The organism is Halarchaeum nitratireducens (assembly GCF_014647155.1).
GTDB lineage: Archaea > Halobacteriota > Halobacteria > Halobacteriales > Halobacteriaceae > Halarchaeum > Halarchaeum nitratireducens.
Genome location: NZ_BMOQ01000001.1, coordinates 337,616 through 362,681, shown reverse-complemented (window position 1 = coordinate 362,681; position 25,066 = coordinate 337,616). Strand labels below are relative to the sequence as shown.

Here is a 25,066-nt window from a genome sequence, read left to right as displayed (position 1 = left end):
CGGTGTCCACCATGCAGGACTACATCGAACGCGTCACCGACGGGGAGGACCTCACGCTGGAGGCGGCACGCGCCGCCGCGACCGCCGTCTTCGACGGCGCGAGCGACGCGCAGATCGGCGCGCTGCTCGCCGGGTTGCGCGCGAAGGGCGAGACGGAGACGGAGATCGCGGGCTTCGCGCAGGGGATGCGCGACGCCGCGATCACGATCGATCCCGACCGGTCCCCGCTCGTCGACACCTGCGGGACGGGCGGCGACGACTACAACACGATCAACGTCTCCACGACGTCCGCGATCGTCGTCGCCGCGGCGGACGTTCCCGTGGCTAAGCACGGCAACTACTCCGTCTCCTCGTCCTCGGGGAGCTCGGACGTCCTGGAGGAGGTCGGCGTCGACCTCGACGCCGCGCCCGACGCCGTGGAGAACCACATCGAGACCTACGGGATCGGGTACATGCACGCGCCCGCGTTCCACCCCGCGATGAAGGCCGTCATCGGGCCCCGACGCGAGCTCGGGATGCGGACGATATTCAACGTGCTGGGGCCGCTGACGAACCCGGCGGGCGCGGACGCCCAAGTCCTCGGCGTCTACGATCCCGACCTCGTCCCCGTGATCGCGAGCGCGCTCACGGAGATGCCGGCCGAAGACGCCCTCGTCGTCCACGGGAGCGGCCTCGACGAGATCACGATCCACGACGAGACCGTCGTCGCGGAAGTCCACGGCGACGACGTCGAAGAGTACGCGCTCACGCCCGCGGACCTCGGGCTGGCGCGCTCGCCGATCGGCGCCATCGCGGGCGGCACGCCCGAGGAGAACGCCGCCGACCTGCGCGGGATCGTCGAGGGCGACGTGACGGGCGCGAAGCGCGACGTCATCCTGGCGAACGCGGGGGCGGCCGTCTACGTCGCCGGCGAGGCGGACACCCTCGAAGGCGGCGTGGACGCCGCGCGCGACGCCATCGACACCGGTGCGGCCGCCGAGACGCTGGACGCGCTCCGCGGCGCGAGCGTGGAGCAGTGACGATGCCCGGACGGACCCGCACGAAGGTCTGCGGACTGACGAACGCAGACGACGTCGCGGCGGCCGTCGACGCGGGCGCGGACGCCCTCGGGTTCATCGTGGACGTGCCGGTGGACACGCCCCGCGAGATCAGTCCCGAGCGCGCCGCGACCCTCGTCGGGGCGGTGCCGCCGTTCGTCTCGACGGTACTCGTCACGATGGCGCCCATCGAGTCGATCCCGGCGCTCCACGAACGGGTGGGGACCGACGCGGTGCAGGTCCACGGGGACGTCGACGTCGGGGCGATCGATCGGCTCGCCGGCGACTGCGACGCCGCGCTGGTCAAGACGGTCGACGCGGCGAAGCCCGAGTCAGCACGCGCGTACGCCGACGCCGCGGACGCGCTGCTGGTAGACTCGACGGACGAATCGGGTGCGGGCGGTACCGGCCGAACGCACGACTGGACGGCGACGCACGACCTCGCGGCGTCCCTCGACGTCCCCGTGATCCTCGCGGGCGGGCTCACGCCCGCGAACGTCGCGGAGGCGGTCGGGGCGGTCGACCCCTACGCGGTCGACGTCGCGTCAGGCGTCGAGTCCGAGGGCGGCGTGAAGGACCACGACGCGGTGCGGGCGTTCGTGTCGAACGCGGCAGGCGCGTCCGCCGACGGTGCTGAGGTGTCGGCCTGATGGCGTTCGACGTGTCTCGCGAGGCGTTCGCAGAGCGCGCGGCCGGCGACGGTCCGGGCGTCGTCTACGCCGAGGCCGAGATCGACGCCGCGGTCACGCCGCTGGGCGCGTACGCGGCGCTCGCGGACGGCGACTACGGGTTCCTCCTCGAATCCGCGGAGAAGACCGCGGCCTCCGACCCGGGCGGGGCGTTCCGGCCGCGCGACGCGGTGGGCGATCGACACGCGCGCTACTCGTTCGTCGGCTACGCCCCGGACGCGGTCGTGAGCGCGACGCCGGACGGCACGACGGTCGAGCGCCTCGCGGACACGCGCGCGGCGGCGAGCGTGACGCCGGGCGACGGCGACGTCCTCGATCAGCTCCGCGGGGCGTTCCCGGACGCCGAGCGCCGGGGCTTCCCCGAGAGCGAACGCCAACTGCTCGACGGCGGCCTCGTGGGGTTCGTCGCCTACGACGCCGTCTACGACCTCTGGCTCGACGAGGTCGGTGTCGAGCGCCCGGCGACGCGCGTACCGGACGCGGAGTTCGTCCTCACGACGCGCGTCTTGCGCTTCGATCGGGCGACCGGAACGCTCTCGCTCGTCTGTACGCCCGTCGTCGACCCGGCGGAGGACGACGTCGGGGCGATCTACGACGACCTGGTCGCGGAGGTCGAACGCGTCGAGGACGCGCTCGCGGAGGCCGGAGAGCCCGAGACCGGCGGCTTCGATCCCGTGGCGGAGAGCGCGGGGCCACGGGACGAGTACGAGGCGTCGGTCGAGCGCGCCAAGGAGGCGGTGCTCGACGGCGAGATCTATCAGGGCGTCATCTCGCGGACGCGGGAGCGCGAGGGGGACCTCGACCCGCTCGGGCTCTACGCGGCGCTCCGCGAGATCAACCCCTCGCCGTACATGTACGTCCTGCAGCACGGCGAGCGGACGGTCGTCGGCGCGAGCCCGGAGACGCTCACGAGCGTCCACGGCCGCGAAGTCCTCAACAACCCGATCGCGGGCACCTGTCCGCGCGGGACGAGCCCCGTCGAGGACCGGCGGCTGGCGGGCGAGATGCTCGCGGACGAGAAGGAGCGCGCGGAGCACACGATGCTCGTCGATCTCGCGCGCAACGACGTCCGGCGCGTGAGCGAGGCCGGGAGCGTGCGCGTCCCCGAGTTCATGCGCGTACTGAAGTACAGCCACGTCCAGCACATCGAGTCGACGGTGACCGGCCGCCTGCGCGACGACCTCGACGCCTTCGACGCGATCCGCGCGGCGTTCCCCGCGGGGACGCTCTCCGGCGCGCCGAAGGTCCGTGCGATGGAGCTCATCGACGAGCTCGAACGCGCGCCGCGGGGCATCTACGGCGGCGGCGTGGGGTACGTCTCGTGGACGGGCGACGCGGACGTCGCCATCTGCATCCGCACGGCGACGGTCGAGCACGGCGCGGGAACGGCGGGCGCGGACGTCGTGCGCGTCCGCGCGGGCGCCGGCGTCGTCGCGGACTCCGATCCGACGAGCGAGTACGAGGAGACGGAGAAGAAGATGGGCGGGGTGCTCGACGCGCTGGACGCGATCGCGCGGACCCCCGAGGAGGCGTCCCGATGAAGGTCGTCTTCGTCGACAACTTCGATTCGTTCACGTACAACCTCGTCGAGTACGTCAGCGAGCACCGTGGCGTCGAGACGGCGGTGCTGAAGAACACGGCGACGGCGGCCGAGGTCGCGGCCGAGGAGCCGGACGCGATCGTGATCTCGCCGGGTCCGGGCCACCCGAAGAACGCGCGGGACGTCGGCGTCACCGCGGACGTCCTCACCGGCCTCAGCCACGAGGTGCCGACCCTCGGCGTCTGTCTGGGGATGGAGGCCGCGGCGTACGAGTACGGCGGGTCGGTCGGGCACGCGCCCGCGCCCGTCCACGGGAAGGCCTACCCCGTCGACCACGACGGCGCGGGCGTCTACCGCGACCTCGAACAGGGGTTCCAGGCGGGGCGCTATCACTCGCTGATCTGTACCGAGATCCCCGACTGCTTCGCCGTCACGGCGACGACGGAGCACGCGGGCGAGACGCTCCCGATGGGGATCCGCCACGAGACGCACCCGATCGAGTGCGTCCAGTTCCACCCGGAGAGCGTGCTCACGGGCGTCGGCCACGACGTCGTCTCGAACTTCCTCGCGGGCGTGTGAGGCTCAGAGAAACGTCGAGACGAGCCAGAGCGCGCCGACGACGATCACGGCGATGACGATGAGCTTCGAGGCGACGTTCAGGACGAACTTACCGACGAAGACGGCGAGGAGCGCGACGACGAGCGCGACGACGAGCGAACCCAGGTCGCCACCGGGGAGACCGAGGACGAACGGAAGCGTCGATGCGAGTGGTGCCATACGCGGTCCGTCGGCGGGTGAGACGAAAAGTCTGGGGGCGTCTCCGAACCGTGATCCCCGCCGGGCGGGCGTTGAGCGGGTGTCGGTGCGCGGGCCGTCGCGGCGGCCGCGCGGACCGACGCGCGAAACTGAAAAGCCGTAGACTGCGGTCGGATAGCCGCGTCTGGTCGGCCACTTTCACACCGCTTTACGAGGGGTTATGGCCCTCCCGCGAATACGGACGTAGCACGCGCGAGACCGGTGCGGGTGTGAGGGAGTCGCGTCCGACTCGACGTGACGCAACACCTATGCCGGATCCGCCAGTAACGATGGGTCGTCTCGAACGACCTCTTACCACCCCATACCTATGAGCCCGAAACCCACCTGTACGTCCCGAACAGCACGGAGGCGCGACGCATGAGCTCGAACGACATCGGCGCGGACGAGATCACCCTGCCGATAAAGCGCGTCGACGGCGACACGCTCGCCGAGCGGATGACCGAGAACGCGTACAACAACATCCTGCCGGCGCGCTATCTCCGCCAGAACGCCGACGGCGACCTCATCGAGGACCAAGAGGACCTCTTCCCGCGGGTCGCGCGGAACATCGCGCTCGCCGAGGCCGTCTTCGAGGCCGAAAAGCAGGGCGTCGACGTGACCGTCACGCCCGATCAGGTGAAACCGGGTCACCCGCGACGCGACGAGCTCGTCGCGGAGGTCTTCGGCGATGACGTCGCCGTCGACGACGACGTCGAGATCGACCTCACCGAGGAGAACGTCAACAAGTTCGCCTACGAGACGGTCGTCCCCGAGCTCCCCGACGACGTCCGCGCGCACGTCGAGGACACGGCGGAGCGCTTCGAGGAGCTGATGAGCCGGCTCGCCTTCATGCCGAACTCGCCCACGCTGATGAACGCGGGCGACGAGCTCCAGCAGCTCTCGGCGTGTTTCGTCGACTCGCCCGCCGACGATCTGACCGACATCCACCAGACCGCCAAGGAGGCCGCGGAGGTCTTCCAGTCTGGCGGCGGGATGGGGTACGCCTTCTGGCAGCTGCGTCCCTTCGGCGACCCCGTCGGCTCCACCGGCGGGATCGCCTCCGGTCCGATGACGTTCATGGAGACGTTCGACCAGATGTGCGAGACCATCGCGCAGGGCGGCGCGCGCCGCGGCGCGCAGATGGGCGTCATGCGCATCAGCCACCCGGACGTCATCGAGTTCATCCACTCGAAGAACAAAGACGTCTCGCTGGCCCACTGCCTGAAGCTCAACGACCCCGACGACTACACGTACACGACGTTCAGCGAGGCCCTGGAGGAGGCCCGCGACCTCATCGACGAGGACGGAAAGGTGCCAAAGCATCTCCGGAACGCCGTCGAGGGGCACCTCTCGAACTTCAACATCTCCGTCGGCGTCTCCGACGACTTCATGGACGCCCTCGAGAACGGCGAGGAGTTCACCTTCACGAACCCGCGGACGGGCGAGCCGCACATCGCCACCGCGGAGACGAAGGAGATGTACGCGCGCTACGACCTCGGCGAGTACGTCGACGTCGGCGAGGAGTTCTCCATCCCCGCGGAGCTCATCTGGGAGCGCATCGTCGAGGGCGCCCACGAGAACGGCGAGCCGGGCGTCGTCTACCTCGATCGCGCGAACACCGAGCACTCCTTCGACGTCGAGGAACACCCCGAACACGAGATGCTCGCCACGAACCCCTGTGGGGAGCAGCCCCTCGAGGAGTACGAGGCCTGTAACCTCGGGCACATCAACCTCTCGACGATCGTCGCCGACGACGCGCCGGACTGGCGCGTCTGGAGCGAGGAACACGAGTACGACAGCCTCGACGAGGGCATCTCGCGCTTCCTCGACGAGGCCCTCGACGTCGAGGAGTTCGACTACCGCATCGAGACCGGCACGCGCTTTTTGGAGAACGTCGTCACGATGTCGGACTTCCCCGTCCCGGAGATCGAGGAGAAGGTCTCCGAGATGCGCAAGATCGGCCTCGGCATCATGGGTCTCGCACAGCTCTACGTCCAACTCGGGATGCGCTACGGCGACGAGCCCGCGAACGAGGTGGCGAGTCAGGTGATGCAACACATCAACCACGGCTCGAAGACCGCCTCCCACGAGCTCGCCGAGGAGCGCGGCTCCTTCGACGAGTGGGACAACTCGAAGTACGCGAACCCGACGGAGTACGCCGAGTGGTTCGAGCACCACACGGGCGAGGATCCCGAGGCGTACGCGGACGGGTACGCGATCCGCAACCACAACACGACGACGATCGCGCCGACGGGCACGACCTCGATGGTCGGCAACACCACCGGCGGCTGTGAACCGATCTACAACGTCGCCTACTACAAGAACGTCAGCGACGACGTGCAGGGCGACGAGATGCTCGTCGAGTTCGACGACTACTTCCTCCGGACGCTGGAGGCCAACGACGTCGACGTGGACGCGGTGAAAGAAGAGGCCCAGGCGCAGATGGCGAACAACGAGTTCGACGGCGTCTCCGGGCTCTCCACCGTCCCGGACGCCATCGGCGAGCTCTTCGTCGTCACCGCCGACCTCACGGGCATCCAGCACGCCGCGGTCCAGTGCGCGTGTCAGGACGGCGTCGACTCCGCCATCTCGAAGACGTGTAACTTCCCGAACTCCGCGTCCGTCGAGGACATGCGCGAGGTGTACGAGTACATCTACGAGCACGGCGGAAAGGGCGTCACCGTCTACCGCGACGGGACGCGCTCGAAGCAGGTCCTCACGACGCGCGCCGACAACACCGAGTTCAGCGACATGGAGGAGGACGAGGCCGCCGAGGCGATGCTGGACAGCATCCGCGAGACGTTCGGCGACCTCGAGGGCTTCCTCGACAACGAGGAGGTCCGCGCGGCGGTCGGCGACGACGTCGACGAGCTCGTCGAGATCGACGTCGCCCCGGAGGGCGCCCAGAAGCGCCCGCGCCCGGACGTCCTCTACGGCGTCACCCAGCGCATCGACACGGGCTACGGGAAGCTCTACGTGAACATCAACGAGGACGAGAACGGCCGGCCGTTCGAGCTCTTCGCCAACATCGGCAACTCGGGCGGCTTCACGGCCTCCTTCACGGAATCGCTCGCGAAGACGGTCTCGACGGCGCTGCGCGCCGGCGTGGACCCCGACGAGATCGCGAGCGAGCTCCAGGGCATCCGCAGCCCGAAGGTCGCGTGGGACAAGGGCGAGCAGATCAACTCCATCCCGGACGCGATCGGCACGGCGATGCGCCGCTACCTCGACGGCGAGATCGACAAGCAGGTGCCCAAACAGCAGAACCTGACCGAGCTCGCTGAGGATGACGCCGCGAGCGTCGAGACGGACGGCGCGGGCGCGGCGAGCGCCGACGTCGACGTCGGCGACGCCGTCTCCCCGAACGCAGACGTCGGCGAGCCCGCCGAGTCCGGCACGGCCGACGACGACGCGACCGCGGACCTCCTCGCGGCCGGCGAGAGCCCCGAGTGTCCCGACTGCGGCGCGATGGACCTCTACTACTCCGAGGGCTGCAAGACCTGCCAGTCGTGTGGCTGGTCGGAGTGCTCGTAAGCTGACGCGACGCTGAGTCGGTCCGCACGTTCACGGTTCTCCTCTCCTCCGTCCGTCTCCGCTCGCGTCCTCGCTCGCACCGGGTTCCGTCGGCACACGCGTAACGCTCTTGCCTCCGAGCCGCGAGTGTCGCGTATGAGCGACGCCGGGGGCGAGGCGAGCGACGCGGCGGAGGCCAGCGGACGGCCGTGCCCGATGTGCGACCGGGCGCTGTACAAGCGCCACTGCAAGTACGTCTGCCCGAGCCACGGCGTCGTCTACGACTGCGGGGACACCTTCTGGACGCGCTGACCCGCGTCGGCGTCCCGACACGGGTCAGCGCTCGCGCCACCACGCGTACGCGGGCCCGACGACGGCGAGCACGCCGACGGCCGCGATCCCGGCGACGAGGCGGGGGTCGACCTCGACGGCCGAGACGACGAAGCGATCGAGGCCGGTGCCGGTGACGACGGCGGCGACGGTCCACGGGAGTTCGCCGAGGAGCGTCCCGAGCGCGAACGCGCGGACGGGAACGCCGCCGGCACCCGCCGCACCGGAGACGGCCTCCGCGGGCGTGGGGACGAGACGGGCGGCCGCGACGCCCCGCACGCCGCCGGCGCGCTCGAAGTACGCCGTGCTTCCCGCGGTGAGCCGTCCGAGGAGGCCGCCGCCGTCGGTCGGGACCCGACGCCCCGCGTAGTACGGGAGGAGGCTCGTGGCGACGGCGCCACAGAGCGCGATCGGGAGGCCGAGGACGAGGCCGTATCGATAGCCACAGAGCGCGGAGAGGACCGTTATCGGCCACGCGAAGAGGGGGCGAAGCGCGTAGAGAGCGACGAGAAGGAGGGGAAACCACGGGCTCGTGAGGAGCGCGTGCACGCGGTCGAGCGCCGCCGCCGGCGACACGAGGAGGGCGGCGGTGGCGACGAGCGCGACGGCGACGACGGCGACGGCGCGCGCGCGCTGACTCGGAGGCACGATCCGCGGCTACGCGAGCGGCGGGAATAGGTCTTCTTCTCCCGTCCGCAGGCGCTATGTGGTCGGCGACCGCAGGGTGGCGTAGTGACGCGAGAGGACTCGGGGCACGCGACCGAACAGCCCGCGAGCGACGAGGACGGCGACGCACGGGAGCCGGACAGCGCTGAGACCTCGCTGAGCGACCCGCGGTTTCGCGCGGACGACGCGACGGGAGACGAGAGCGGTGAGACGCGCGGGCACGCGGCGAGCGACGGCGGAGACGAGGGCGAGAGGGAGCGGAGGCTCGACGACGAGCGCGATAGCTCCGACGAGCGCGACAGCGGACGCGACGAGAGCGCCGCCGGGGACGGTCGACGCTCGGCCGGGGACGCAGACCCGATCGAGCCGCCCGCGGACCCGGATCCGATCGAGCTCGGCGTCGCGCTGATCGAGCGACTGGAGGACGACGAGCTGTCGATGGCGGCGCTGATGGACCGCGTCGAAACGGTGTCGACGCACCCGCGGATCGTTCGGGAGATCATCGAGGCCGCGGAGGAGCGCGGGCTCATCGATCGCGAAGGCGCGACCGTCCGCCCCCAGGGCGGCGGCTACGTCCGCTTCGGTGCGGACGTCGTGACGAAAGAGGGGGAGTTCTCCTGTCGGCGCTGTGGGACCGGACTCTCCGAGGGGTATTTCATCCGACTCGACGCGGGCGAAATCGGGCCGTTCGGCTCGTCGTGCATCCGGAAGGTCACCGGTCGGGAATAGCGTCGAGGGCGTCCTCAAGTCGTTCGCGTTGCTCGTCGAGCGCGTCGAGCTGGGCGTCGATCGCCCGGCGCTGGCGTTCGAGGGTGTCTCGCTGTGCTTCCGCGCGGTCGCGCTGGTCCGCGATGGCGTCCCGGGCGGCTTCGAGTTCGGCGACGAGCGCGTCGCTGTCGAACGGCGCGGTGCGCTCGGGCGTCTCGTCTCCGTCGGACGTCACGGACGCGCCGGCCGCGGCGATCGAATCGCCCGCCTCCGCCTCCGACGCGGTCGCGTCGTCACGGGGCGTCGCGCCTGTCGCATCGACTCTCGGGTTCGCGTCGTCCGCCGGACCCGTGTCGTCCGCCGGGTCTGGGTCGCCCGCCGAATTCGCGTCGTCCGTCGCGGTCGTCTCGATGCGGTCGGCGTCGACGGCGGCCGCGCTCGCGTCGCGCTCGGGGGCGTGGCGGTCCCCGCCCGCGGCCGCGTCGCGTCGCTCTCCGCGTCGCTCGCCGATGGCGTCGATGCCGGCGTCCGCGAAGGCGACGGCGGCGTCCGCGTCGTCGGCGTCGTCGGACTCGCCGGCCGCACCGGACGCTTCGTCCGCGCTCTCTTCGCGCATCGCCTCGTGGAACGCGGCGCGTGAGGGGACGCCGTGGAACTCGTAGAGCGCCTCCTCGACCGTCTCGCGGACGTCGCGGAACTGCTCGTTCGGCACTTTGATGCGCTGTGTGCGTCCCGTCGTTTCGAGGACGAGTTGGCTCGCGACGCTCCCCTCCTCCGTGTCGAACCCCGTGACGTCCGCGTAATCGATCTCGTCGTAGTCCTCGTCCCAGACGGCCGCGCCGACGTGGCGGACGAGGCGGCGGTCGGTAACGGCGAGCGTGAGCTCGTTGAAGTGGTAGGTTCGGGAGACCGATTCGCCGGGGTCGGTGACCCCTGCGGCGTTCAGCACGCCCGCGAGAACGGGATGGAGGACGTCGTCGACGCGGCCCGCGGGGACGACGACGGAGCGCTCGCCGTCGAGGCCGTAGTCGAGGGTGAGCGTGGTCTTCCGTCGGCCGTCGTCGACGGCGACGCGTTCGGCGTCGTGGCCGAGCTCCTCGACGGACTCGCTGCTGAGCAGGCCGTCGGCGTGATAGACGAGCGTCCGGGTCGGGGTGACGAACAGCGCGTCGTCACCGCGGAGGGGTACGCGGGCGGCGACCGACTCCTCATCGAGCGCCGACGCGACGGCGGCGGGTACGTCCATACGCCGTCGTACGCGCGCCCGAGCATAAAATCGACGCCGTATTGTGGGCCGTGTGACCGCGGTGCGCTGTCGAAAGAGAACTTTAATACGCGACCTCCGATTATGGACGGGTGAGCCCGGGTGGCTTAGTCTGGTCATAGCGCCGCACTCATAGGGTTCCGAGATTCGGTGCGGCAGCCATTCGGTGGCTGTGCGTGTCCCCCGAGGCCCGCCGAGCCTCGAACCTGGGACATGCGGAGGCCGAGGGTTCGAACCCCTCCCCGGGCACTCTACTCACGGTTCAACGACGCACGGAGCACCCGCGCAACCCAGCGGCTCCAGGACGAAACGGAGCGGTCCGTGGCGGCCGCACTCCCCCGCGTTGTACGTCGTCGCGTCCCCACTTCGCATCCTGAGAGCGGTCTGAGCCGCGTTTTCGAGCGGCTAACAACTGCGCACGGACCGGGAGGCCGTCGTATGGACATCCGGGGACGCGTGATCGTCGGCGTCGTGCTCGCGCTCGCGCTCGTGGTCGTCGCGGTTGGCGGGGCGGCGCTGTTCGGCGGGACCGGTCGACTGTCGGAGGTACGGACGCGAGTGCCACGCCACCCGAGCCGACGGTGACGACCGCGGTCACGTCGACGACTACGCCGCCAGCACCGACCGAGACGACGCCACCCGAGGCGGCGACGACGACCACAGCCACGGCGACGGTGGGGGACACGGGCGCCGGTTCGGTGGCCGGAGCCGACGCGAACGAGACGGTGACGGTGTCGATCGGGGAGTGGGCGGACGCGGAGACGCAGAGCACCACGTTCGGTACGGGTGAACGGGGTACCGGACGCGCGATAGTCGTCACCGACGAGCGCGGGTCAGGACAGGGCGGTCACGTGGACGTCACCGACGAGCGCGTCGTGGTCCGACTCCCACGCGTCGGCCTTGACGGCCGCGATGTCTTCGACGACGCGCCCGACGCGATCGCCGCCCGCGCCGAACTCGGTGTAGAGGCGCATGAAGTCCGCGGCGACGCCGTGCGCCTCGGAGAGCGAGGGGACGGCCGCGAGTTCGAACGTCTCGATCGCCGTCTCGACGTCGCCGTACCGGACGTCGACCCGATAGCCGCGCTCGTCGTCGGCGACGTCCGCCGGGACGCGCGACGGCGAGAGGACGACCCGGAGCGGGTGGTCGAGGTGTTCGTACTCGACGACGGTACGCGGATCGTACTTTCGCCCGACGTCCTCTTCCCAGTCCGGATCGTCGCGCGTCCAGTTCGGCGGGACGGTCAGACCGTCACTCATGACCGGTGGTTCTCGCGGCCCCGTGAAACCAGTACCGGCCCCCGCGGCCCCGGTGACTCGGCGGATCGGTGTCACTCCCTCAGATCGCTCGATAAACTTTTTCGAGGGCGTAGCACCCGTCATGAAACGACGCCGGGAGATGAGTTTACGCCCCCTGACAGCGTGAAACGACCGGAAGCATCGCGCCCCTATATGCAGTCGGGGCCCCACGCTCGAAGTGAGGTCAGCCCGACCATGTCGAACCACCCACTTCACGACACCCCGCTGCGGCGACTCGGTGAACACGCGGAGGGGGTCGCCCTCCTCCGCAGACCGATCGAGGCGCTCGGCTTCTGGAGCGCCATCGCCCTCCCCTTCCTCTACGTCCCGCTCGTCGTCAGCGGCCTGCAGACGACCGGGACGCGATACGCGTTCGCGCTACTGATCGCCCTCCACGTCGTCTCGCTCGTCGTCGGCCGCGAGTACCACGCCGACTAGCTCCCGTCTCTCGTTCTCCGGACCGACTCGTATGGTGCTCAGTCCGCGCGCCGACCGCGGCCATCGAGTCGCGTGACTTCCGCGTAGAGCGCGCGGCGCTTGAGCAGACAGAACCCCGCGAAGACGATCAGGAAGCCGAGGGCGGTCGTGAGGTCGAGGGACTCGCCGAGGAGCCACCAGCCGACGAGCGCCGCGACGATCGGTGCGGCGTACGAGACGAGGTTCACCTCCACCGAGCCGAGGCGCTCGTGGAGATCGAAGTAGAGGAGGAAGCCGAACGCGCTCGCCACGACCGAGAGGTACGCGAGCGCGCCGAGCGCGTCGACGGTGAGCGGGATCGTCTGCGGTTCGCCGAGCGCGAGACTCGCGGCGTTGAGCGAGAGCGCGCCGAGGAGCATCGACCACGCCTCCATCGTCGCGGGCGGCAGTCCGGTGTCGAGGCGCTCGGTGAGAACGCTCCCGAGCGCGAAGGCCGCGGTCGCGCAGAGGACGAGCAGCGTGCCGACAGCGTTCGAGTCGAGGATCGCGGAGAGGTCGCCCGCGGTCACGACCGTCGGAGGGACGACGATGATCGTGACGCCGACGAACCCACAGCAGAGCCCGAGAGCGCCGAGCGCGGAGAGCCGATCGTCGGGGAGGACGACGCGGCCGAACGCGGTCGTGAGGACGGGGCTGAGACTGACGACGACGGCGGCCGCGGCGGCGGTCACGCCGGGGCGCGCCTCGCCGACGAAGAGGAACGCGTGATAGGCGGCGATGAGGAGCGCGGCGCCGACGGCGACGGTGAGCCACTCGCGGCGCGTCCGCGGGCGCCACCGGTCGGCGCGCGCGGCGACGTACCCGAACATCAGGACGGCTGCGAGGTCGTAGCGGAGCGCCGCGAAGAAGACCGGTGCGACGTGTTCGAGGCCGGCCTTGATGGCGACGAAGGCCGACCCCCACGCGACGGCGAGGGCGCAGAACAGGAGGGCGTCACGGTATCGGGACACGGCGGCGGGAGGCGTCGCGGACCACTCAACGTTTCGATGCGACCGCGGCCGCGGCCGTCGGGACGGAGAGCGTTACTCGGAGTCGGCCGCGTCGGCCGTCCGCTCGCGGTAGATGGCACCGAGGACGTCCTGTCTGGCGACGATACCGACGAGCGCGCCGTCCTCGACGACCGGGATGCGGTTGACGTCCTCGTCCTCGTCGACCAGGACGGCGAGCACGTCGTCGATGGGCGCGTCCGGGCCGATGGTCCGCACGTCACGCGACATCACCTCGCGGATCGGCCGCCCGGCGTTCTTCACGAGGTCGAGTTCGACGTCGAGTTCGTCCCACGAGAGATCGAGGGCGTAGGTCAGGCTCTCCAGAAAGGGGGGGAGACCGAAGGGCACGTAGAGGGTGCGCCCGCTCGGCTGGAAGATGTCGACGAGGTCGTGTTCGGTGACGACGCCGACGAGGTCGGTGCCATCGACCACGGGGAACCCTGTGAAGTCGCGCCGGGAGAGCTTCGTCAGCACCTCGCTGATCTCGTCGTCGGGAGCAACGGTTTCGACGTCCGTCGTCATCAGGTCGCGGGCGGTGAGCGCCATACCGGACACGTCGGCGGCCGGGGATCGTAGTAGTTGCGGGGCGGCGCACCGTTTAAGTCCTCGCGGGGGGTAGCCATCCGCATGGCCACCGTGGGCCGGCAACGGTTACGCGAGCTGTTCGACGACGCACCGACCCCACACATCGCCCACCACCCGCGGACCCACCACCGGGAGTATTACGTGGCGACGGACGGGTCGTTCGCCCGCGACGGCGGGGGGCTCGGCGTCATCATCGAGACGGCCAGCGGGGAGCGCGTCGCGCGCCTCGCCGTCCCCGATCCGGCCCCGGACAACAACGTCGCGGAGTATCGCGCGCTCCACCTCGGACTGGACGTGCTCGCGCACCGCGCGCCCGCGGACGCGAACGTCGGCGTGCTCGTCGACCACAGCGCCCTCGCCGGCGACGTGAACCTCGCGGTGCTGGCGGGCCGCGGGTCGGAGTACCGACCCGTCCGCGACGCCGCGGTGCCGGCGGAAGCGGCGAACCACTGGCGCGGGATCCGTGCGCGCGTCGCGGGCTTCGGCGAACTGCGCGCGGCCGACCTGCGGAGCGGCGAGAACCCCGCGCACGTCCTCGCCAACGCGCCCGAGGAGTACGCGCACGTCAACGACGAAGCGCCCCGCTGTCTCCTGCCCGGCGTCGAATCCGAGGAGCCACAGATCCCGCCGCCGAGTCGGGCGAACCGCCACGCGGGGGATTAGGCGGGCCCGGGCGAACCGGGGTCCGCCGAACGCGCGCCGATCAATGAGAACGAACCGCGACCGTTAGTCGTCCTCTTCCTGCGCGTCCACGACCGCCACTCCGGCGAGGTTGACGATGTCCTTGACCTCGTCGCCGCGCTGGATGACGTGGACGGGTTCGTCCATGCCGGTGAGCATCGGGCCGATGGCCTCCGCGCCGCCGAGTCGCTGGAGGAGCTTGTAGCCGATGTTACCGGCTTCGAGGTTCGGGAAGACGAGGCAGTTCGCGGGCCCGTCCAGCTCGGCGAAATCGTACGTGTCCGCGAGGATGTCCTCGACGACGGCGGTGTCTGCCTGCATCTCGCCGTCCACCTGGAAGTCCACGCTCGGATCGTCGCGCAGCGCCGCGGCGGCCTCTGCGACCTTCTCGGTCCCCTCGGTCTCGACGCTGCCGAAGTCCGAGTAGGAGAGCATCGCCACGCGCGGTTCGACGTTGAAGCGGCGGGCGAGCGCGGCGACGTGCTCCGCGATCTCAGCGAGGACGTCCGCGTCGGGCGCGGTGTTGACCGTGGTGTCGGCGCAGAAGAGCACGCGGTTCTTGAACGTCAGCATGTAGACGCCGGCGACGTGCTCGGCGTCGGGGGCGGTACCGATGACCTGCAGGGGCGGTCGGAGCGCCGAGGGATAGTGGTGGGTGAGGCCGGTGAGGAGGGCGTCCGCGTCCCCCTGTTCCACCATCACGCTCCCGAGGTAGTTCGGATCGCGCTCGACGAGCTCGGTCGCCTCGCTCCGCGTGAGACCGTCGCGCTTGCGGAGTTCGTGAAGGCGATCGGCGTACGCCTCGTAATCGGCCGCCTCGGGGTCGACGACCTCGGGGTCGAAGTCGAGGCCGAGGTCCGCGATCGTCGCGTCGATCGTCTCCCGGTCGCCGATGAGGACGGGGTCGGCGACCCCCTCCTCGACCATCTGGGAGGCCGCTCGGATCATCTTCTCGTCGTCGCCCTCGCCGAGGGCGACGCGCTTCGGGTCGCTCTTGGCCTTGTTGAGGACGACGCGCATCATCTCGCGGGACTTCCCGAGACGCGCCTCCAGACGCTCGCGGTACGCCGAGAGATCGAGGTCCGTTCGGGCGACGCCGGACTCCATGGCGGCGTCGGCGACGGCGGGCGCGACCTCGAAGAGCACACGCGGATCGACCGGCTTCGGGATGATGTACTCGGGGCCGAACTGGAGGGGCTGGTCGCCGTAGGCCTTCACGACCTGATCCGGCACGTCCTCCCGCGCGAGATCCGCCAGCGCCTCCGCGCAGGCCACCTTCATCGCCTCGTTGATCTCCGTGGCCCGCACGTCGAGCGCGCCCCGGAAGATGAACGGGAACCCCAAGACGTTGTTCACCTGGTTCGGGTGGTCCGAGCGCCCCGTCCCCATGATGACGGTGTCGTCGCGGGCGTTCTTCGCCTCCTCGTAGCCGATCTCCGGGTCCGGGTTCGCCATGGCGAAGATGATCGGGTCGTTGGCCATCGAGCGCACCATCTCCGGAGAGACGATGTCGGGCGCGGAGAGGCCGATGAACACGTCCGCGTCGGCCATCGCGTCCGCGAGGTCGCCGTCGGGGACGTCGCGGGCGAACTCGGCCTTGTGCTCGTTGACGTCGCCGTCGTCGGCGCGCGACTGGGTGATGATCCCCGTGGAGTCGCACATCGTGATGTTCTCGCGCTTCGCGCCGAGCGAGACGTAGAACTTCGCGCACGCGATCGCGGAGGCCCCCGCGCCCGAGATCGCGATGTCGACGTCCTCGACGTCCTTATCGACGACGTCGAGGGCGTTGAGGAGTCCGGCACCGGAGATGATGGCGGTGCCGTGCTGGTCGTCGTGGAAGACGGGGATGTCCATCTGGTCGCGGAGGCGTCGCTCGATCTCGAAGCACTCCGGGGCTTTGATGTCTTCGAGGTTGATGCCGCCGAAGGTTGGTTCCATGGCGGCGACGGAGGCGACGAAGGCGTCAACATCGGTCTGATCGAGTTCGACGTCGAAGACGTCGATGTCCGCGAAGCGCTTGAAGAGGACGCCCTTCCCCTCCATGACCGGCTTTGAGGCCTGTGCGCCGATGTCGCCCAAGCCGAGCACCGCCGACCCGTTCGACACCACGCCCACCAGGTTCCCCTTCGCCGTGTACCGGTAGGCGTCGGTCTCGTCGGCGTCGATCTTCCGACAGGGCGCGGCGACCCCCGGCGAGTACGCCAGCGAGAGGTCGCGCTGCGTGTTCGTCGGCTTCGTCGTCGAGATCGCCACCTTCCCCGCCGGTTCGCGCTCGTGGTACTCCAACGCGTCTTCGTCCAATCCCATGTCCACTACGCCGACGCGGCGGGCCAAAAACCTATGGACTGCGTCGATACAGGCATTCGTCGTTCGTCGAATACCCGCCGCTGGTGCGTGTCGGGCGTCGAACGACTCGCCGCCGGAGTTGCCGCAATTTATGTAGACCCCGACCGATCGCGTGGACATGGACAGACGGAGTTACCTCGAAGCGCTCGGCGCGAGCGGCGCGGCGCTCACCCTCGCCGGCTGTACGTCGACCGGCGGGAGCGACAGCGGAGGCACGACGACCGAGAGTACGACGACCGGGAGCACGACGTCCGGCACGCAGCAGACGCAGATCGTCGCCGGCACCGCCCCCGGCTTCCAGCCGTTCGAGATGATGCAGGACGGCGAGCTCGTCGGCTTCGACGTCGACCTCCTCGAGGCCGTCGTCGAGCGGGCGGACGGATACACCCTCCAGCGCTGGGAGCAGTACGAGTTCGGCTCGCTCATCCAGGCGCTGACCACGGACAAGATCGACACCATCGCCGCCGGGATGACGATCACGGAGAAGCGCAAGGAGTCCATCGGGTTCACGAACCCCTACTGGGACGCGAACCAAGCGCTCCTCGTCCGCGAGGGGTCGAGCTTCCAGCCGCAGTCGCTCGAAGACCTCGCCGGTCACACGGTCGGCGCACAGTCCGGGACGACCGGCGAGAGCCTCATTCAGGACCTCATCGACGAGGGAACGCTGAAGCAGTCGAACTACAACGCCTACCCGAAGTACCCGCTCGCAGTCTCCGACCTCGAGAACGGCAACATCGACGTCGTCGTCATCGACACGCCCGTCGCCGAGACGTTCGTCGACAACCGCGACGTCGTCGTCTCCGCGACCGTCGACACCGGTGAGCAGTACGGCTTCGGCGTCCGCCAGAACGACGGGGACCTCGAATCCGCGCTCAACAGCGGCCTGCAGGCCGTCCGAGACGACGGCACGTACGCCGACCTGACCGAGAAGTGGTTCGCCTCCGGCGGCACCACGACGACGAGCGAGTAACCCCATGACCGCCGCCGCGCTGTCGCTCGCCACGGCCGACTGGACGTACGTCTGGCAGAACCTCGGCACGCTCCTCCGGGGCGTCTGGCCCGCCGTCCGACTCACCGGGACCGCGCTCCTCGCGGGATTCCTCGTCGGCGTCCCGCTCGGCGCGCTCGAAGTGTACGGCGGGCGGCGGAGCGCGTGGCTCGCCCGGAAGGCCGGCGTCGCCGTTCGCGGGACGCCGATCCTCGTCATCATGTTCATCACGTACTTCGGGCTCGGGCTCTCGCCGGCGTTCGTCGCCGCGACGGCCGCGCTCGGCGTCCGGAGCGCCGCCTACCAAGCGCAGGTGTTCCGGGGGGCGCTCCAGTCCATCGACCGCGGCCAGATGGAGGCCGCGCGCGCCGTCGGCCTCTCGAAGCTCGGCGCCATCCGGCATGTGATGATCCCGCAGGGGCTCCGACGCTTCGTCCCCGGCTTCCAGAACGAGTACACGATCGTCCTCAAGGACACCAGCATCGCGTTCGCGATCAGCTACACGGAGATCTTCTACCAGATGTACAACCTCATCCCGCAGCAGACGACCGCGACGCCCGAGTTGTTCGTGACGGCGGCCGCCGTCTACCTCGCGTTGACGCTGGTCGGGAACCGAGTCCTCGACTACGTGGACGACGCCTTCGGCGTCCCGGACGGGGGTGCCTCACAGTGAGCCGGAACGACCACCTCCTCACCGTCGAGGACCTCCAGAAGAGCTACGGCGACGAGCTCGTCCTCGACGGCATCGACTTCACGATGGACGCACAGGACGTGCAGGTGCTCATCGGCCCGAGCGGCTCCGGGAAGTCCACGCTCCTCCGGTGCGTGAACCGCCTCACCGAGTTCGAGGGGGGGACGATCAGCCTCGACGGCGAGGACGTCATGGCGATGGACGTCAACGAGTTGCGCCGGCAGGTCGGGATGGTCTTCCAGGACTTCAACCTCTTCGCGCACCTCAGCGCGCGGGAGAACGTCGCGCTCGGCCCGCGTCGCGTCCTCGGGAAGTCGAAGGCGGAGGCGAACGATCGCGCGCTCGACGAGCTCGAACGCGTCGGTCTCGCGGACCAAGCCGACTCCTACCCGGCGGAGCTCTCCGGCGGGCAGAAACAGCGCGTCGGCATCGCTCGCGCGCTCGCGATGGACCCGAAGCTCATGCTCTTCGACGAGCCGACGTCCGCGCTCGACCCCGAGCTCATCGGCGAGGTCCTCGGCGTGATGCGCGAGCTCGCCGACGAGGGGATGACGATGCTCTGCGTCACCCACGAGATGGGGTTCGCCCGGCAGGTCGCGACGGACATCATGTTCCTCGAAGACGGCCGTCTCGTCGAGCACGGCGACCCCGAGCGGCTGTTCACGGACCCGCGACACGAACGCACCGAGCAGTTCCTCCGCCGGCTCACCGAACTGCACGGCGGCGGGTCGGAGTCGTAGATGTCCGCGGAGCGCGAACGCCGCCACGCCGACTTAGAGCGCGGCCTCACGTACGCCATCGGCGGCGCGATCTGGCTCTGGCTCTGCTTCCGGTGGCTGAACTCGTGGCTCGGCGGCGTCGTCGTCGGACCGACGGAGCCGCTCGTCCCACAGTCGTTCGCCACGGCGACCGAGTCGCTCGGCGCGACGCTCGGCGCCGTCGGGGACGGCGTCCCGCTCGTCGCGACCGGCTTCGACCTCGTCGGCTGGGCGGTCGGGATGGTGGGATTCGCGAGCCAGTACGGCCCACAGCTCGCCGTCGCGGCGTGGCTCACCGTCGTCCTGACGGTCATCAGCACCCTCGTCGGGCTCGTCGTCGCGGTGCCGCTCGCGGCGGCGCGCGTCTACGGCCGCGTCACCAAGTATGTCGCGTTCGTCTACATCGAGCTCATTCGCGGCACACCGCTCGTCGCGCAGCTCTTCTTGCTCTACTACGGCGCGCCGTTCCTCTCGAAGTTCATCCGAGAGGTGCCGGGCGTCGGGCAGGGCATCGTCCCCGCGCAGGCGGTCTGGATCGCCATCATCGGCTTCGTCATCAACTCCTCGGCCTATCAGGCGGAGTACATCCGGGGCTCGGTGGAGAGCGTCGACCCCGGCCAGCTGACGGCGGCGCGCGCCGTCGGCCTCGACAAACTCGGCGGTATCCGTTACGTCGTCCTCCCGCAGGCGCTTCGGTACGCGATCCCGTCGTGGACGAACGAGCTCGTCTATCTCATCAAGTACAGCTCGCTCGCGATGTTCATCACCGTCCCGGAGATATTCACACAGGCGGACTCGATCGGCTCGGAGACGTTCGCGTACACGAACGCCTACGTCCTCGCGGCCGGTTTCTACCTCGTGCTCGTCGTCACCGCATCCTACGGGATGTCGAAGGTGGAGGCCGAAGTCGCGATCCCGGGCGTCGGCAGCAGCGACGCCGGGCGCTAGCGGTACGTCCCGAAGCCGACGCGTTCGGTGACGTTCATCGACGCCCACCCGTCCTGCGAGCCGGTCAGATCGACGCTCCCGTACTGGTGGTACTCGTTGCCCGTCCAGCCGCCGGCGAACCACCAGTTCGAGCCGGTGAGCGAGACGAACACCTCGACGCTGGCGTTCGCCGGCGCGTCGTAGTCGGCGTAGACGGCGCTCTCGACGTTCCGACAGGTGGCGTCGCCCGCGCCGGGGTCGTCACAGGACACCTCGACGGCGTTCCGCCGCGGGACGAGCACCGGTTCGTCGCCGACGGGCGAGCGCGTGTCGATGGGGTGGTTCGTGCGGAGCGTCACGGTCACCGTGTAGGGGTCGGTGACGCTGTGGTTTCCGGGGGCGGGCGCGGGGTCGGCGGTCGTCGTCGGGCCGTCGCTCGCCGGACCGTCGCTCGTCGGGAGCGGCGTCGGGTCGGGAGCGGTGCGCGTCTTCGCGGGGATGCGGGCGGCGTCGACGGCGAGCATCGGGCCCGCTGGGGTGTCAACGAGCGCGTAAGAGAGGGTCGCGTCGCGCGTGACGCTGGCGTTCGGGACGCTCCGGGGGTCGACGACCGCCGCGCCGACCCGCGTCCCGTTCGCCTCGGCGGGCACGGGGAGGTAGAGGGTCGCGTTCGTGAGCGTCGCGTTCGGCGTGACGCTCGCGCGGTACTCGTACTCGTGCGTGTACGACTCCTCGACGGGTTGCGTGAAGTTCCAGAAGAGGACGGCCGCGCCGCCGACGGCGAGCGCGAACACGACGAGGACGACGGCGAAGACGGTCCGGCGAGCGGGCATACGCGCACCGACACCGATCAGTCGGATGAAGGTTTCTAGCACCCAGTGGCGACGTCGACGCCCGCCGTTCACTACCGTGCGAGCGGCGACGGGCGCGTCCACATCCCCGAGCGCGCCCGCGTCGCCTTCGTCCCCACCGAGAGGACGGAAGTCCGAAACCATTTGTAGCGCCTCGTCCTCCCATTCCCCATGAGCGACGCAGACGCCGGGAGCGAGGGCGAGTACGTCCGGACCGCGGAGGAAGTCGAGAACGCACGACAGGACGTCGTCGCCGTGAACAACGCCGACGAGCCACAGGGGCTCGTCAACCGCCTCGACGCGCACATGGGCGACGGCGTGCGCCACCGGGCGTTCACCTGCCTCCTCTTCGACGAGGACGGGCGCGTCCTCCTCGCCCAGCGCGCCGCGCGCAAGCGCCTCTGGGACACCCACTGGGACGGCACCGTCGCCTCCCACCCCGTGGAGGGCCAATCGCAGGTCGAGGCGACGAAGGAGCGCCTCGAGGACGAGCTCGGCGTGACGCCCGACCAGTACGACGATCTCGAAGTGACCGACCGCTTCGAGTACAAGCGCCACTACCACGACGAGGGCGTCGAGTGGGAGGTCTGCGCGGTCCTGCAGGCGACGCTCCACGACACGACGCTCGACCCCGACGAGGAGGAGGTCGGCGGGGTCCTCTGGGCGGACTACGAGGACCTCTGGGCGAACCCGCGTCACTACCGACAACTGCGCTTTTGTCCGTGGTTCGACATCGCGCTCCGCCGTGACCACACCGGCGAGGCGGACCCGGTCGCCGGGGGTCCGCGGGAGTAACGCGGCCTTCCCGTCCTCGGGTCGGTAGCGAAGCGAGCCGAGAGGCGTGGCTCGTAGCAACGCGGAGCCGTGGGCTTCGCTTCGCGGACGGGACGCGCCGAGTCGTGCGTGCGTAGCGCGGCGTCGAGGAACGAGATCGGGAGACTCGGTGGTTACGAGCGCGTCGCCTGCACGGACCAGAGCGCGACGACGGCGAGGATCAACGCGGGCACCATCGCCACGGCCATGTACGCGTTCCGGAAGCCGAGGAAGGACGGCGGCCAGAGGTAGACGGCGGCGGGGGCGACGAGGCCGGCGAAGGCGAGCGTGGCGACGAGGATCCACGACTGGCGGTCGTCGAGTCCCTCCTCGTCGTCGGCGACGGTGACGGGGTCGTGGAGGTACGTCCCGCTCTCGTCGTCGCGCTCGCGTGCCATACGCTGCAGTATTCGAGTGCGAGCCCAAATCCCTGCCGGTCCGCGACGGACAACGGCTTTGTCGCTGGCGGGGCGACGAGGGACATGGTCGACTTCCAGTCGCGGGACACGCGGCGCGCGGACGACGGAGCGACGGACGCGGACGACGGAGACGAGCACGGCGACCGTGGCGACGAGCACGACGCACGCGGGGATCACGACGACCACGGACACGACGCACACGCCCACGAGCATGACGACCACCACGCCCACGACGTCGAGACGGCGGCGGTGGGCGTCGTGACGGTGTCGTCGTCGCGGGATGCGGACGACGACCCGAGTGGCGACGCGATCGCGGCGCTCGTCGAGGATGCGGGCCACGAGGTGGCGGCGCGCGACGTCGTCGACGACGACTTCGACGACGTGCAGGGGACGGTGGATCGCCTCGCCCGCGACGGCGACGTCGACGCGATCGTGACGACCGGCGGGACGGGCGTGACGCCGGACGACGTCACCGTCGAGGCGGTGCGGCCGCTCTGCGACAAGCGCCTCCCGGGGTTCGGCGAGCTCTTCCGCCGGCTCTCCTACGAGGAAATCGGGACGCGCGTCGTCGGGACGCGCGCGGAGGCGGGCGTCGCGAGCGGCGTGCCGATCTTCTGCCTCCCGGGGAGCGAGAGCGCGGTCCGCCTCGGTACCGCGGCGGTGATCCTGCCCGAGCTCTCACACCTCGTCGGACTGGCGCGGCGTACCGGGGACGGTGCGTCGGACGCGAGCGACGTCGAGGAGACCTCGGGAACGTGAACGCGAAGAGCGACGTCCGCGAGCGCGTCTGGGACGCGCTGGAGTCGGCGGGGATCGCTCGCTTCCCCTTCCCGCCGCACGGCCGCATCCCGAACTTCGACGGAGCGGACGAGGCCGCCGAGCGACTCGCCGCGACCGACGCCTGGCGCGACGCGGCCGTCGTGAAGGCGAACCCGGACGCGCCCCAGCTCCCGGCGCGGCGGCGCGCGCTCCGCGACGGAAAGACGCTCTACATGGCGGTGCCGCGCCTGCGCGATCCAGAGTGCTTCCTCGAACTCGACCCCGAGCGCATCGATCCCGCGGAGTACGATCGGGCGCCCGCGCTCTCGAACGTCGAGGAGTACGCGGAGGCCGTCCGCCCCGCCGCACTGGGGCACGTCGATCTCGTGCTCTCGGGGAGCGTGGCAGTGAGCGAGGACGGGGCGCGCGTCGGGAAGGGCGAAGGGTTCAGCGACGTCGAGTTCGGGGTGCTCGTCGATCTGGGTCTCGTCGACGACGAAACGACGGTCGCCACGACGGTCCACGAGCGCCAAGTGGTCGAGGCGGCGACGTGGCCGGTAGCCGACCACGACGTCCCGATGGACCTCGTCGTCACGCCCGAGCGCACGGTCGACACCGACACGCCGTACGCCCGCCCGGTGGGGGTCGACTGGGACGCCGTGAGCGACGAGGACCGCGCCGAGATCCCGATTCTCGCGGAGCTGGCGGCCGAGAGCGACCGATAGTTTATCAGTCAGGCCGCCGAAGTGTGCGGTATGTCCTCGGACGGCGCGGGCGGGACAGACGGGGCGGAGAACGCGACGGGTGGAGGGGCGGACGGGCCCGGCCCGGCCGCGCGCGCCGTCCGCGACGCGGCGCTCGCCGCGCTGGACGACGCGCCGCGGTGCGTGGTCTGTCCCGCCGGTGCCGACTTCTACCTCTACGAGGCGGGGCGCGTCTCGACGTTCGTCTGCTGGGAGCACGTCAGCCCGTACGCGGCGGACGTGAACGGCACGCCGACGGACGCCGAGCGGCCGATCGCGGTCCCGCTCCCGTCGTTCACGGGGTGAGGAGACCGCGGAGCAGGGCGAGCGGCAACACGGCCCGCGCGGCCGTGTAGACGGCCGTGGCGACGACGCCGACGCCGGCACCGAGCGCGGCGAGCGCGAGCGTCGCGTCGACGGTCTCGGCGGACGGGCGCAGGCGCGTACCGGGTCGTGACGCGGCACGCGTGAGAGACGAGAGCGACAGTCGGGGGAGCGAGCGGAGCGCAGCCGCGAGGTCGGAACGGGACGGCCGCGGCACTCGCGGGAGCGTGGGGCGCGACGGAAGCGCCGACGGCCGCGGGAGCGACGGGAGCGAGACCATCTCAGCCGAGCGTCGGCGTGAGTTCCTCCGCGATGGCCTCGACGGGGAGGACGGCCGGATCGACGGCGAAGTCGAGTTGCCCGCGGACGAACTCGGGGACGGAGTCGTCCGTGTACGCCACGGTGCGGAGGTCGGGGTTCGTTTCGAGGGCGACGGGGATCGCGGTGGCTTCGCCGACGTCCGTGACGACGAGCAGGTCGGCGTCCTCGATGCCGACCTCGCGGAGGCGTTCGCCCGACGCGACGCCTTCGAGGCGGGTGACGCTTGCACCGCGCGCGGCGAGGGCGTCGCCGAGGCCGCGGTCGGGACCGACGATAACGACGTTCATGCACGGGGATAGACGCGAGCGCCTAAGAAGGTGGCGAGTACGCGATGCGGCCGGTCACTCGCGGGGGCCGCGGAGGGCGTAGCCGTACTTGAGGAGCGCGACGGAGACCGAGCCGCCGATGGCAGCCCCGACCACGGCGAGGCAGAGGAAGCGGACGTGGTCGACGGCGGTGATGGCGGGGAAGACGAGCGCACCGCCGGGCACTTCCTCCTGCGTGAGCACGTGGTCGGTCGGAGCGTCGACCGACGCGGTATCGGTCTCCGACGC

Annotated in this window: 30 protein-coding genes and 1 tRNA gene; 19 read left to right on the top strand and 12 right to left on the bottom strand. The window is 70.4% G+C overall.

The window, feature by feature from the left end; all coding sequences use genetic code 11:
• The first annotated feature begins 11 nt into the window (after positions 1 to 11).
• Genes trpD through trpG form a run of 4 tightly spaced genes read left to right on the top strand, consistent with a single transcriptional unit; the run spans position 12 to position 3,845 of the window.
• Positions 12 to 1,019, top strand: coding sequence for an anthranilate phosphoribosyltransferase (gene trpD, locus IEX91_RS01895; protein ID WP_188876793.1), 1,008 nt, complete (start codon positions 12 to 14; stop codon positions 1,017 to 1,019).
• A gap of 2 nt (positions 1,020 to 1,021) precedes the next feature.
• Positions 1,022 to 1,687 (top strand): phosphoribosylanthranilate isomerase, encoded by a 666-nt coding sequence (locus IEX91_RS01890; protein WP_188876792.1) that lies wholly within the window; start codon positions 1,022 to 1,024, stop codon positions 1,685 to 1,687.
• Positions 1,687 to 3,267, top strand: coding sequence for an anthranilate synthase component I (gene trpE, locus IEX91_RS01885; protein WP_188876791.1), 1,581 nt, complete (start codon positions 1,687 to 1,689; stop codon positions 3,265 to 3,267). The genes IEX91_RS01890 and trpE overlap by 1 nt, the downstream gene beginning before the upstream one ends.
• Entirely contained in the window at positions 3,264 to 3,845 is a 582-nt protein-coding gene (gene trpG, locus IEX91_RS01880; protein WP_188876790.1) for an anthranilate synthase component II, read from the top strand. Before trpE ends, trpG begins: the two co-directional genes overlap by 4 nt.
• Positions 3,846 to 3,848: 3 nt before the next feature.
• Here the strand turns inward: trpG and IEX91_RS01875 are convergent, their stop codons facing one another.
• Positions 3,849 to 4,043 carry a hypothetical protein gene (locus tag IEX91_RS01875; protein ID WP_188876789.1) on the bottom strand — a complete coding sequence of 65 codons (195 nt, stop codon included), beginning with the start codon at positions 4,041 to 4,043 and terminating at the stop codon, positions 3,849 to 3,851.
• Between the two features lie 396 nt (positions 4,044 to 4,439).
• Between IEX91_RS01875 and IEX91_RS01870 the strand changes: the two genes are divergently transcribed.
• Positions 4,440 to 7,595, top strand: a complete 3,156-nt coding sequence (locus IEX91_RS01870) for an adenosylcobalamin-dependent ribonucleoside-diphosphate reductase (RefSeq protein WP_188876788.1) — start codon at positions 4,440 to 4,442, stop codon at positions 7,593 to 7,595.
• A gap of 135 nt (positions 7,596 to 7,730) precedes the next feature.
• Entirely contained in the window at positions 7,731 to 7,886 is a 156-nt protein-coding gene (locus IEX91_RS01865; protein WP_188876787.1) for an HVO_2523 family zinc finger protein, read from the top strand.
• 24 nt (positions 7,887 to 7,910) lie between these two features.
• On the opposite strand, the gene IEX91_RS01860 is transcribed toward IEX91_RS01865, so the two are convergent.
• Positions 7,911 to 8,552, bottom strand: coding sequence for a TVP38/TMEM64 family protein (locus IEX91_RS01860; protein WP_188876786.1), 642 nt, complete (start codon positions 8,550 to 8,552; stop codon positions 7,911 to 7,913).
• 84 nt (positions 8,553 to 8,636) lie between these two features.
• On the opposite strand from IEX91_RS01860, the gene IEX91_RS16690 reads away from it, so the two are divergent.
• Positions 8,637 to 9,299, top strand: coding sequence for a DUF5830 family protein (locus IEX91_RS16690; protein ID WP_407647936.1), 663 nt, complete (start codon positions 8,637 to 8,639; stop codon positions 9,297 to 9,299).
• Here the strand turns inward: IEX91_RS16690 and IEX91_RS01850 are convergent.
• The gene (locus IEX91_RS01850) at positions 9,283 to 10,524 is read right to left on the bottom strand and encodes a DUF7115 domain-containing protein (protein ID WP_188876785.1); all 1,242 of its coding nucleotides are present in this window, start codon (positions 10,522 to 10,524) and stop codon (positions 9,283 to 9,285) included. The genes IEX91_RS16690 and IEX91_RS01850 overlap by 17 nt on opposite strands.
• A gap of 114 nt (positions 10,525 to 10,638) precedes the next feature.
• Here IEX91_RS01850 and IEX91_RS01845 point away from each other — a divergent pair.
• Together IEX91_RS01845 and IEX91_RS01840 are read left to right on the top strand one after the other, a co-directional pair.
• Positions 10,639 to 10,791 (top strand) — tRNA-Met (locus tag IEX91_RS01845).
• 189 nt (positions 10,792 to 10,980) lie between these two features.
• Positions 10,981 to 11,127 carry a hypothetical protein gene (locus IEX91_RS01840; RefSeq protein WP_188876784.1) on the top strand — a complete coding sequence of 49 codons (147 nt, stop codon included), beginning with the start codon at positions 10,981 to 10,983 and terminating at the stop codon, positions 11,125 to 11,127.
• A 248-nt stretch (positions 11,128 to 11,375) separates the two neighbouring features.
• On the opposite strand, the gene IEX91_RS01835 is transcribed toward IEX91_RS01840, so the two are convergent.
• On the bottom strand, positions 11,376 to 11,801 hold the full coding sequence (locus tag IEX91_RS01835) for a hypothetical protein (protein WP_188876783.1): 426 nt from the start codon (positions 11,799 to 11,801) through the stop codon (positions 11,376 to 11,378).
• 234 nt (positions 11,802 to 12,035) lie between these two features.
• Here IEX91_RS01835 and IEX91_RS01830 point away from each other — a divergent pair, with 234 nt between their 5' ends.
• Positions 12,036 to 12,278: a hypothetical protein gene (locus IEX91_RS01830; RefSeq protein WP_188876782.1), complete on the top strand. Its 243-nt coding sequence runs from the start codon at positions 12,036 to 12,038 to the stop codon at positions 12,276 to 12,278.
• A gap of 38 nt (positions 12,279 to 12,316) precedes the next feature.
• Here IEX91_RS01830 and IEX91_RS01825 read toward each other — a convergent pair whose 3' ends face one another.
• Together IEX91_RS01825 and IEX91_RS01820 are read right to left on the bottom strand one after the other, a co-directional pair.
• Positions 12,317 to 13,267: a DMT family transporter gene (locus IEX91_RS01825; protein ID WP_188876781.1), complete on the bottom strand. Its 951-nt coding sequence runs from the start codon at positions 13,265 to 13,267 to the stop codon at positions 12,317 to 12,319.
• A gap of 72 nt (positions 13,268 to 13,339) precedes the next feature.
• Positions 13,340 to 13,852 carry a CBS domain-containing protein gene (locus IEX91_RS01820; RefSeq protein ID WP_188876780.1) on the bottom strand — a complete coding sequence of 171 codons (513 nt, stop codon included), beginning with the start codon at positions 13,850 to 13,852 and terminating at the stop codon, positions 13,340 to 13,342.
• Positions 13,853 to 13,933: 81 nt separating this feature from the next.
• On the opposite strand from IEX91_RS01820, the gene IEX91_RS01815 reads away from it, so the two are divergent.
• The gene (locus IEX91_RS01815) at positions 13,934 to 14,554 is read left to right on the top strand and encodes a ribonuclease H (RefSeq protein WP_188876779.1); all 621 of its coding nucleotides are present in this window, start codon (positions 13,934 to 13,936) and stop codon (positions 14,552 to 14,554) included.
• Positions 14,555 to 14,617: 63 nt separating this feature from the next.
• Here the strand turns inward: IEX91_RS01815 and IEX91_RS01810 are convergent, their stop codons facing one another.
• Positions 14,618 to 16,879 carry an NADP-dependent malic enzyme gene (locus IEX91_RS01810; protein WP_188876778.1) on the bottom strand — a complete coding sequence of 754 codons (2,262 nt, stop codon included), beginning with the start codon at positions 16,877 to 16,879 and terminating at the stop codon, positions 14,618 to 14,620.
• Between the two features lie 157 nt (positions 16,880 to 17,036).
• Between IEX91_RS01810 and IEX91_RS01805 the strand changes: the two genes are divergently transcribed.
• The 4 genes from IEX91_RS01805 to IEX91_RS01790 are packed head-to-tail and all read left to right on the top strand — an operon-like array spanning position 17,037 to position 20,303.
• Positions 17,037 to 17,888, top strand: coding sequence for a transporter substrate-binding domain-containing protein (locus IEX91_RS01805; protein ID WP_188876777.1), 852 nt, complete (start codon positions 17,037 to 17,039; stop codon positions 17,886 to 17,888).
• Between the two features lie 4 nt (positions 17,889 to 17,892).
• Complete coding sequence (locus IEX91_RS01800) at positions 17,893 to 18,579, top strand: amino acid ABC transporter permease (protein WP_188876776.1); 687 nt, start codon at positions 17,893 to 17,895, stop codon at positions 18,577 to 18,579.
• Positions 18,576 to 19,337, top strand: coding sequence for an amino acid ABC transporter ATP-binding protein (locus IEX91_RS01795; protein WP_188876775.1), 762 nt, complete (start codon positions 18,576 to 18,578; stop codon positions 19,335 to 19,337). The genes IEX91_RS01800 and IEX91_RS01795 overlap by 4 nt, the downstream gene beginning before the upstream one ends.
• Complete coding sequence (locus IEX91_RS01790) at positions 19,338 to 20,303, top strand: amino acid ABC transporter permease (protein ID WP_188876773.1); 966 nt, start codon at positions 19,338 to 19,340, stop codon at positions 20,301 to 20,303.
• Here IEX91_RS01790 and IEX91_RS01785 read toward each other — a convergent pair.
• On the bottom strand, positions 20,300 to 21,115 hold the full coding sequence (locus tag IEX91_RS01785; RefSeq protein WP_188876772.1) for a hypothetical protein: 816 nt from the start codon (positions 21,113 to 21,115) through the stop codon (positions 20,300 to 20,302). The genes IEX91_RS01790 and IEX91_RS01785 overlap by 4 nt on opposite strands.
• Before the next feature lie 189 nt (positions 21,116 to 21,304).
• Between IEX91_RS01785 and IEX91_RS01780 the strand changes: the two genes are divergently transcribed.
• A complete protein-coding gene (locus IEX91_RS01780; RefSeq protein ID WP_188876771.1) occupies positions 21,305 to 21,928 on the top strand; it encodes an isopentenyl-diphosphate Delta-isomerase in 624 nt (207 codons plus the stop codon).
• Positions 21,929 to 22,080: 152 nt separating this feature from the next.
• Here IEX91_RS01780 and IEX91_RS01775 read toward each other — a convergent pair whose 3' ends face one another.
• Entirely contained in the window at positions 22,081 to 22,344 is a 264-nt protein-coding gene (locus IEX91_RS01775) for a hypothetical protein (protein ID WP_188876770.1), read from the bottom strand.
• Between the two features lie 84 nt (positions 22,345 to 22,428).
• Between IEX91_RS01775 and IEX91_RS01770 the strand changes: the two genes are divergently transcribed.
• Genes IEX91_RS01770 through IEX91_RS01760 form a run of 3 tightly spaced genes read left to right on the top strand, consistent with a single transcriptional unit; the run spans position 22,429 to position 24,173 of the window.
• Positions 22,429 to 23,124, top strand: a complete 696-nt coding sequence (locus IEX91_RS01770) for a MogA/MoaB family molybdenum cofactor biosynthesis protein (protein WP_188876769.1) — start codon at positions 22,429 to 22,431, stop codon at positions 23,122 to 23,124.
• Complete coding sequence (locus IEX91_RS01765) at positions 23,121 to 23,849, top strand: 5-formyltetrahydrofolate cyclo-ligase (RefSeq protein WP_188876768.1); 729 nt, start codon at positions 23,121 to 23,123, stop codon at positions 23,847 to 23,849. Before IEX91_RS01770 ends, IEX91_RS01765 begins: the two co-directional genes overlap by 4 nt.
• A gap of 30 nt (positions 23,850 to 23,879) precedes the next feature.
• Positions 23,880 to 24,173: a hypothetical protein gene (locus tag IEX91_RS01760; RefSeq protein WP_188876767.1), complete on the top strand. Its 294-nt coding sequence runs from the start codon at positions 23,880 to 23,882 to the stop codon at positions 24,171 to 24,173.
• On the opposite strand, the gene IEX91_RS01755 is transcribed toward IEX91_RS01760, so the two are convergent.
• The 3 genes from IEX91_RS01755 to IEX91_RS01745 are packed head-to-tail and all read right to left on the bottom strand — an operon-like array spanning position 24,163 to position 25,021.
• A complete protein-coding gene (locus tag IEX91_RS01755) occupies positions 24,163 to 24,471 on the bottom strand; it encodes a hypothetical protein (protein WP_188876766.1) in 309 nt (102 codons plus the stop codon). The genes IEX91_RS01760 and IEX91_RS01755 overlap by 11 nt on opposite strands.
• A gap of 1 nt (position 24,472) precedes the next feature.
• On the bottom strand, positions 24,473 to 24,799 hold the full coding sequence (locus tag IEX91_RS01750; protein WP_188876765.1) for a DUF7126 family protein: 327 nt from the start codon (positions 24,797 to 24,799) through the stop codon (positions 24,473 to 24,475).
• A 54-nt stretch (positions 24,800 to 24,853) separates the two neighbouring features.
• The gene (locus tag IEX91_RS01745) at positions 24,854 to 25,021 is read right to left on the bottom strand and encodes a hypothetical protein (RefSeq protein ID WP_188876764.1); all 168 of its coding nucleotides are present in this window, start codon (positions 25,019 to 25,021) and stop codon (positions 24,854 to 24,856) included.
• Between the last annotated feature and the right edge of the window lie 45 nt (positions 25,022 to 25,066).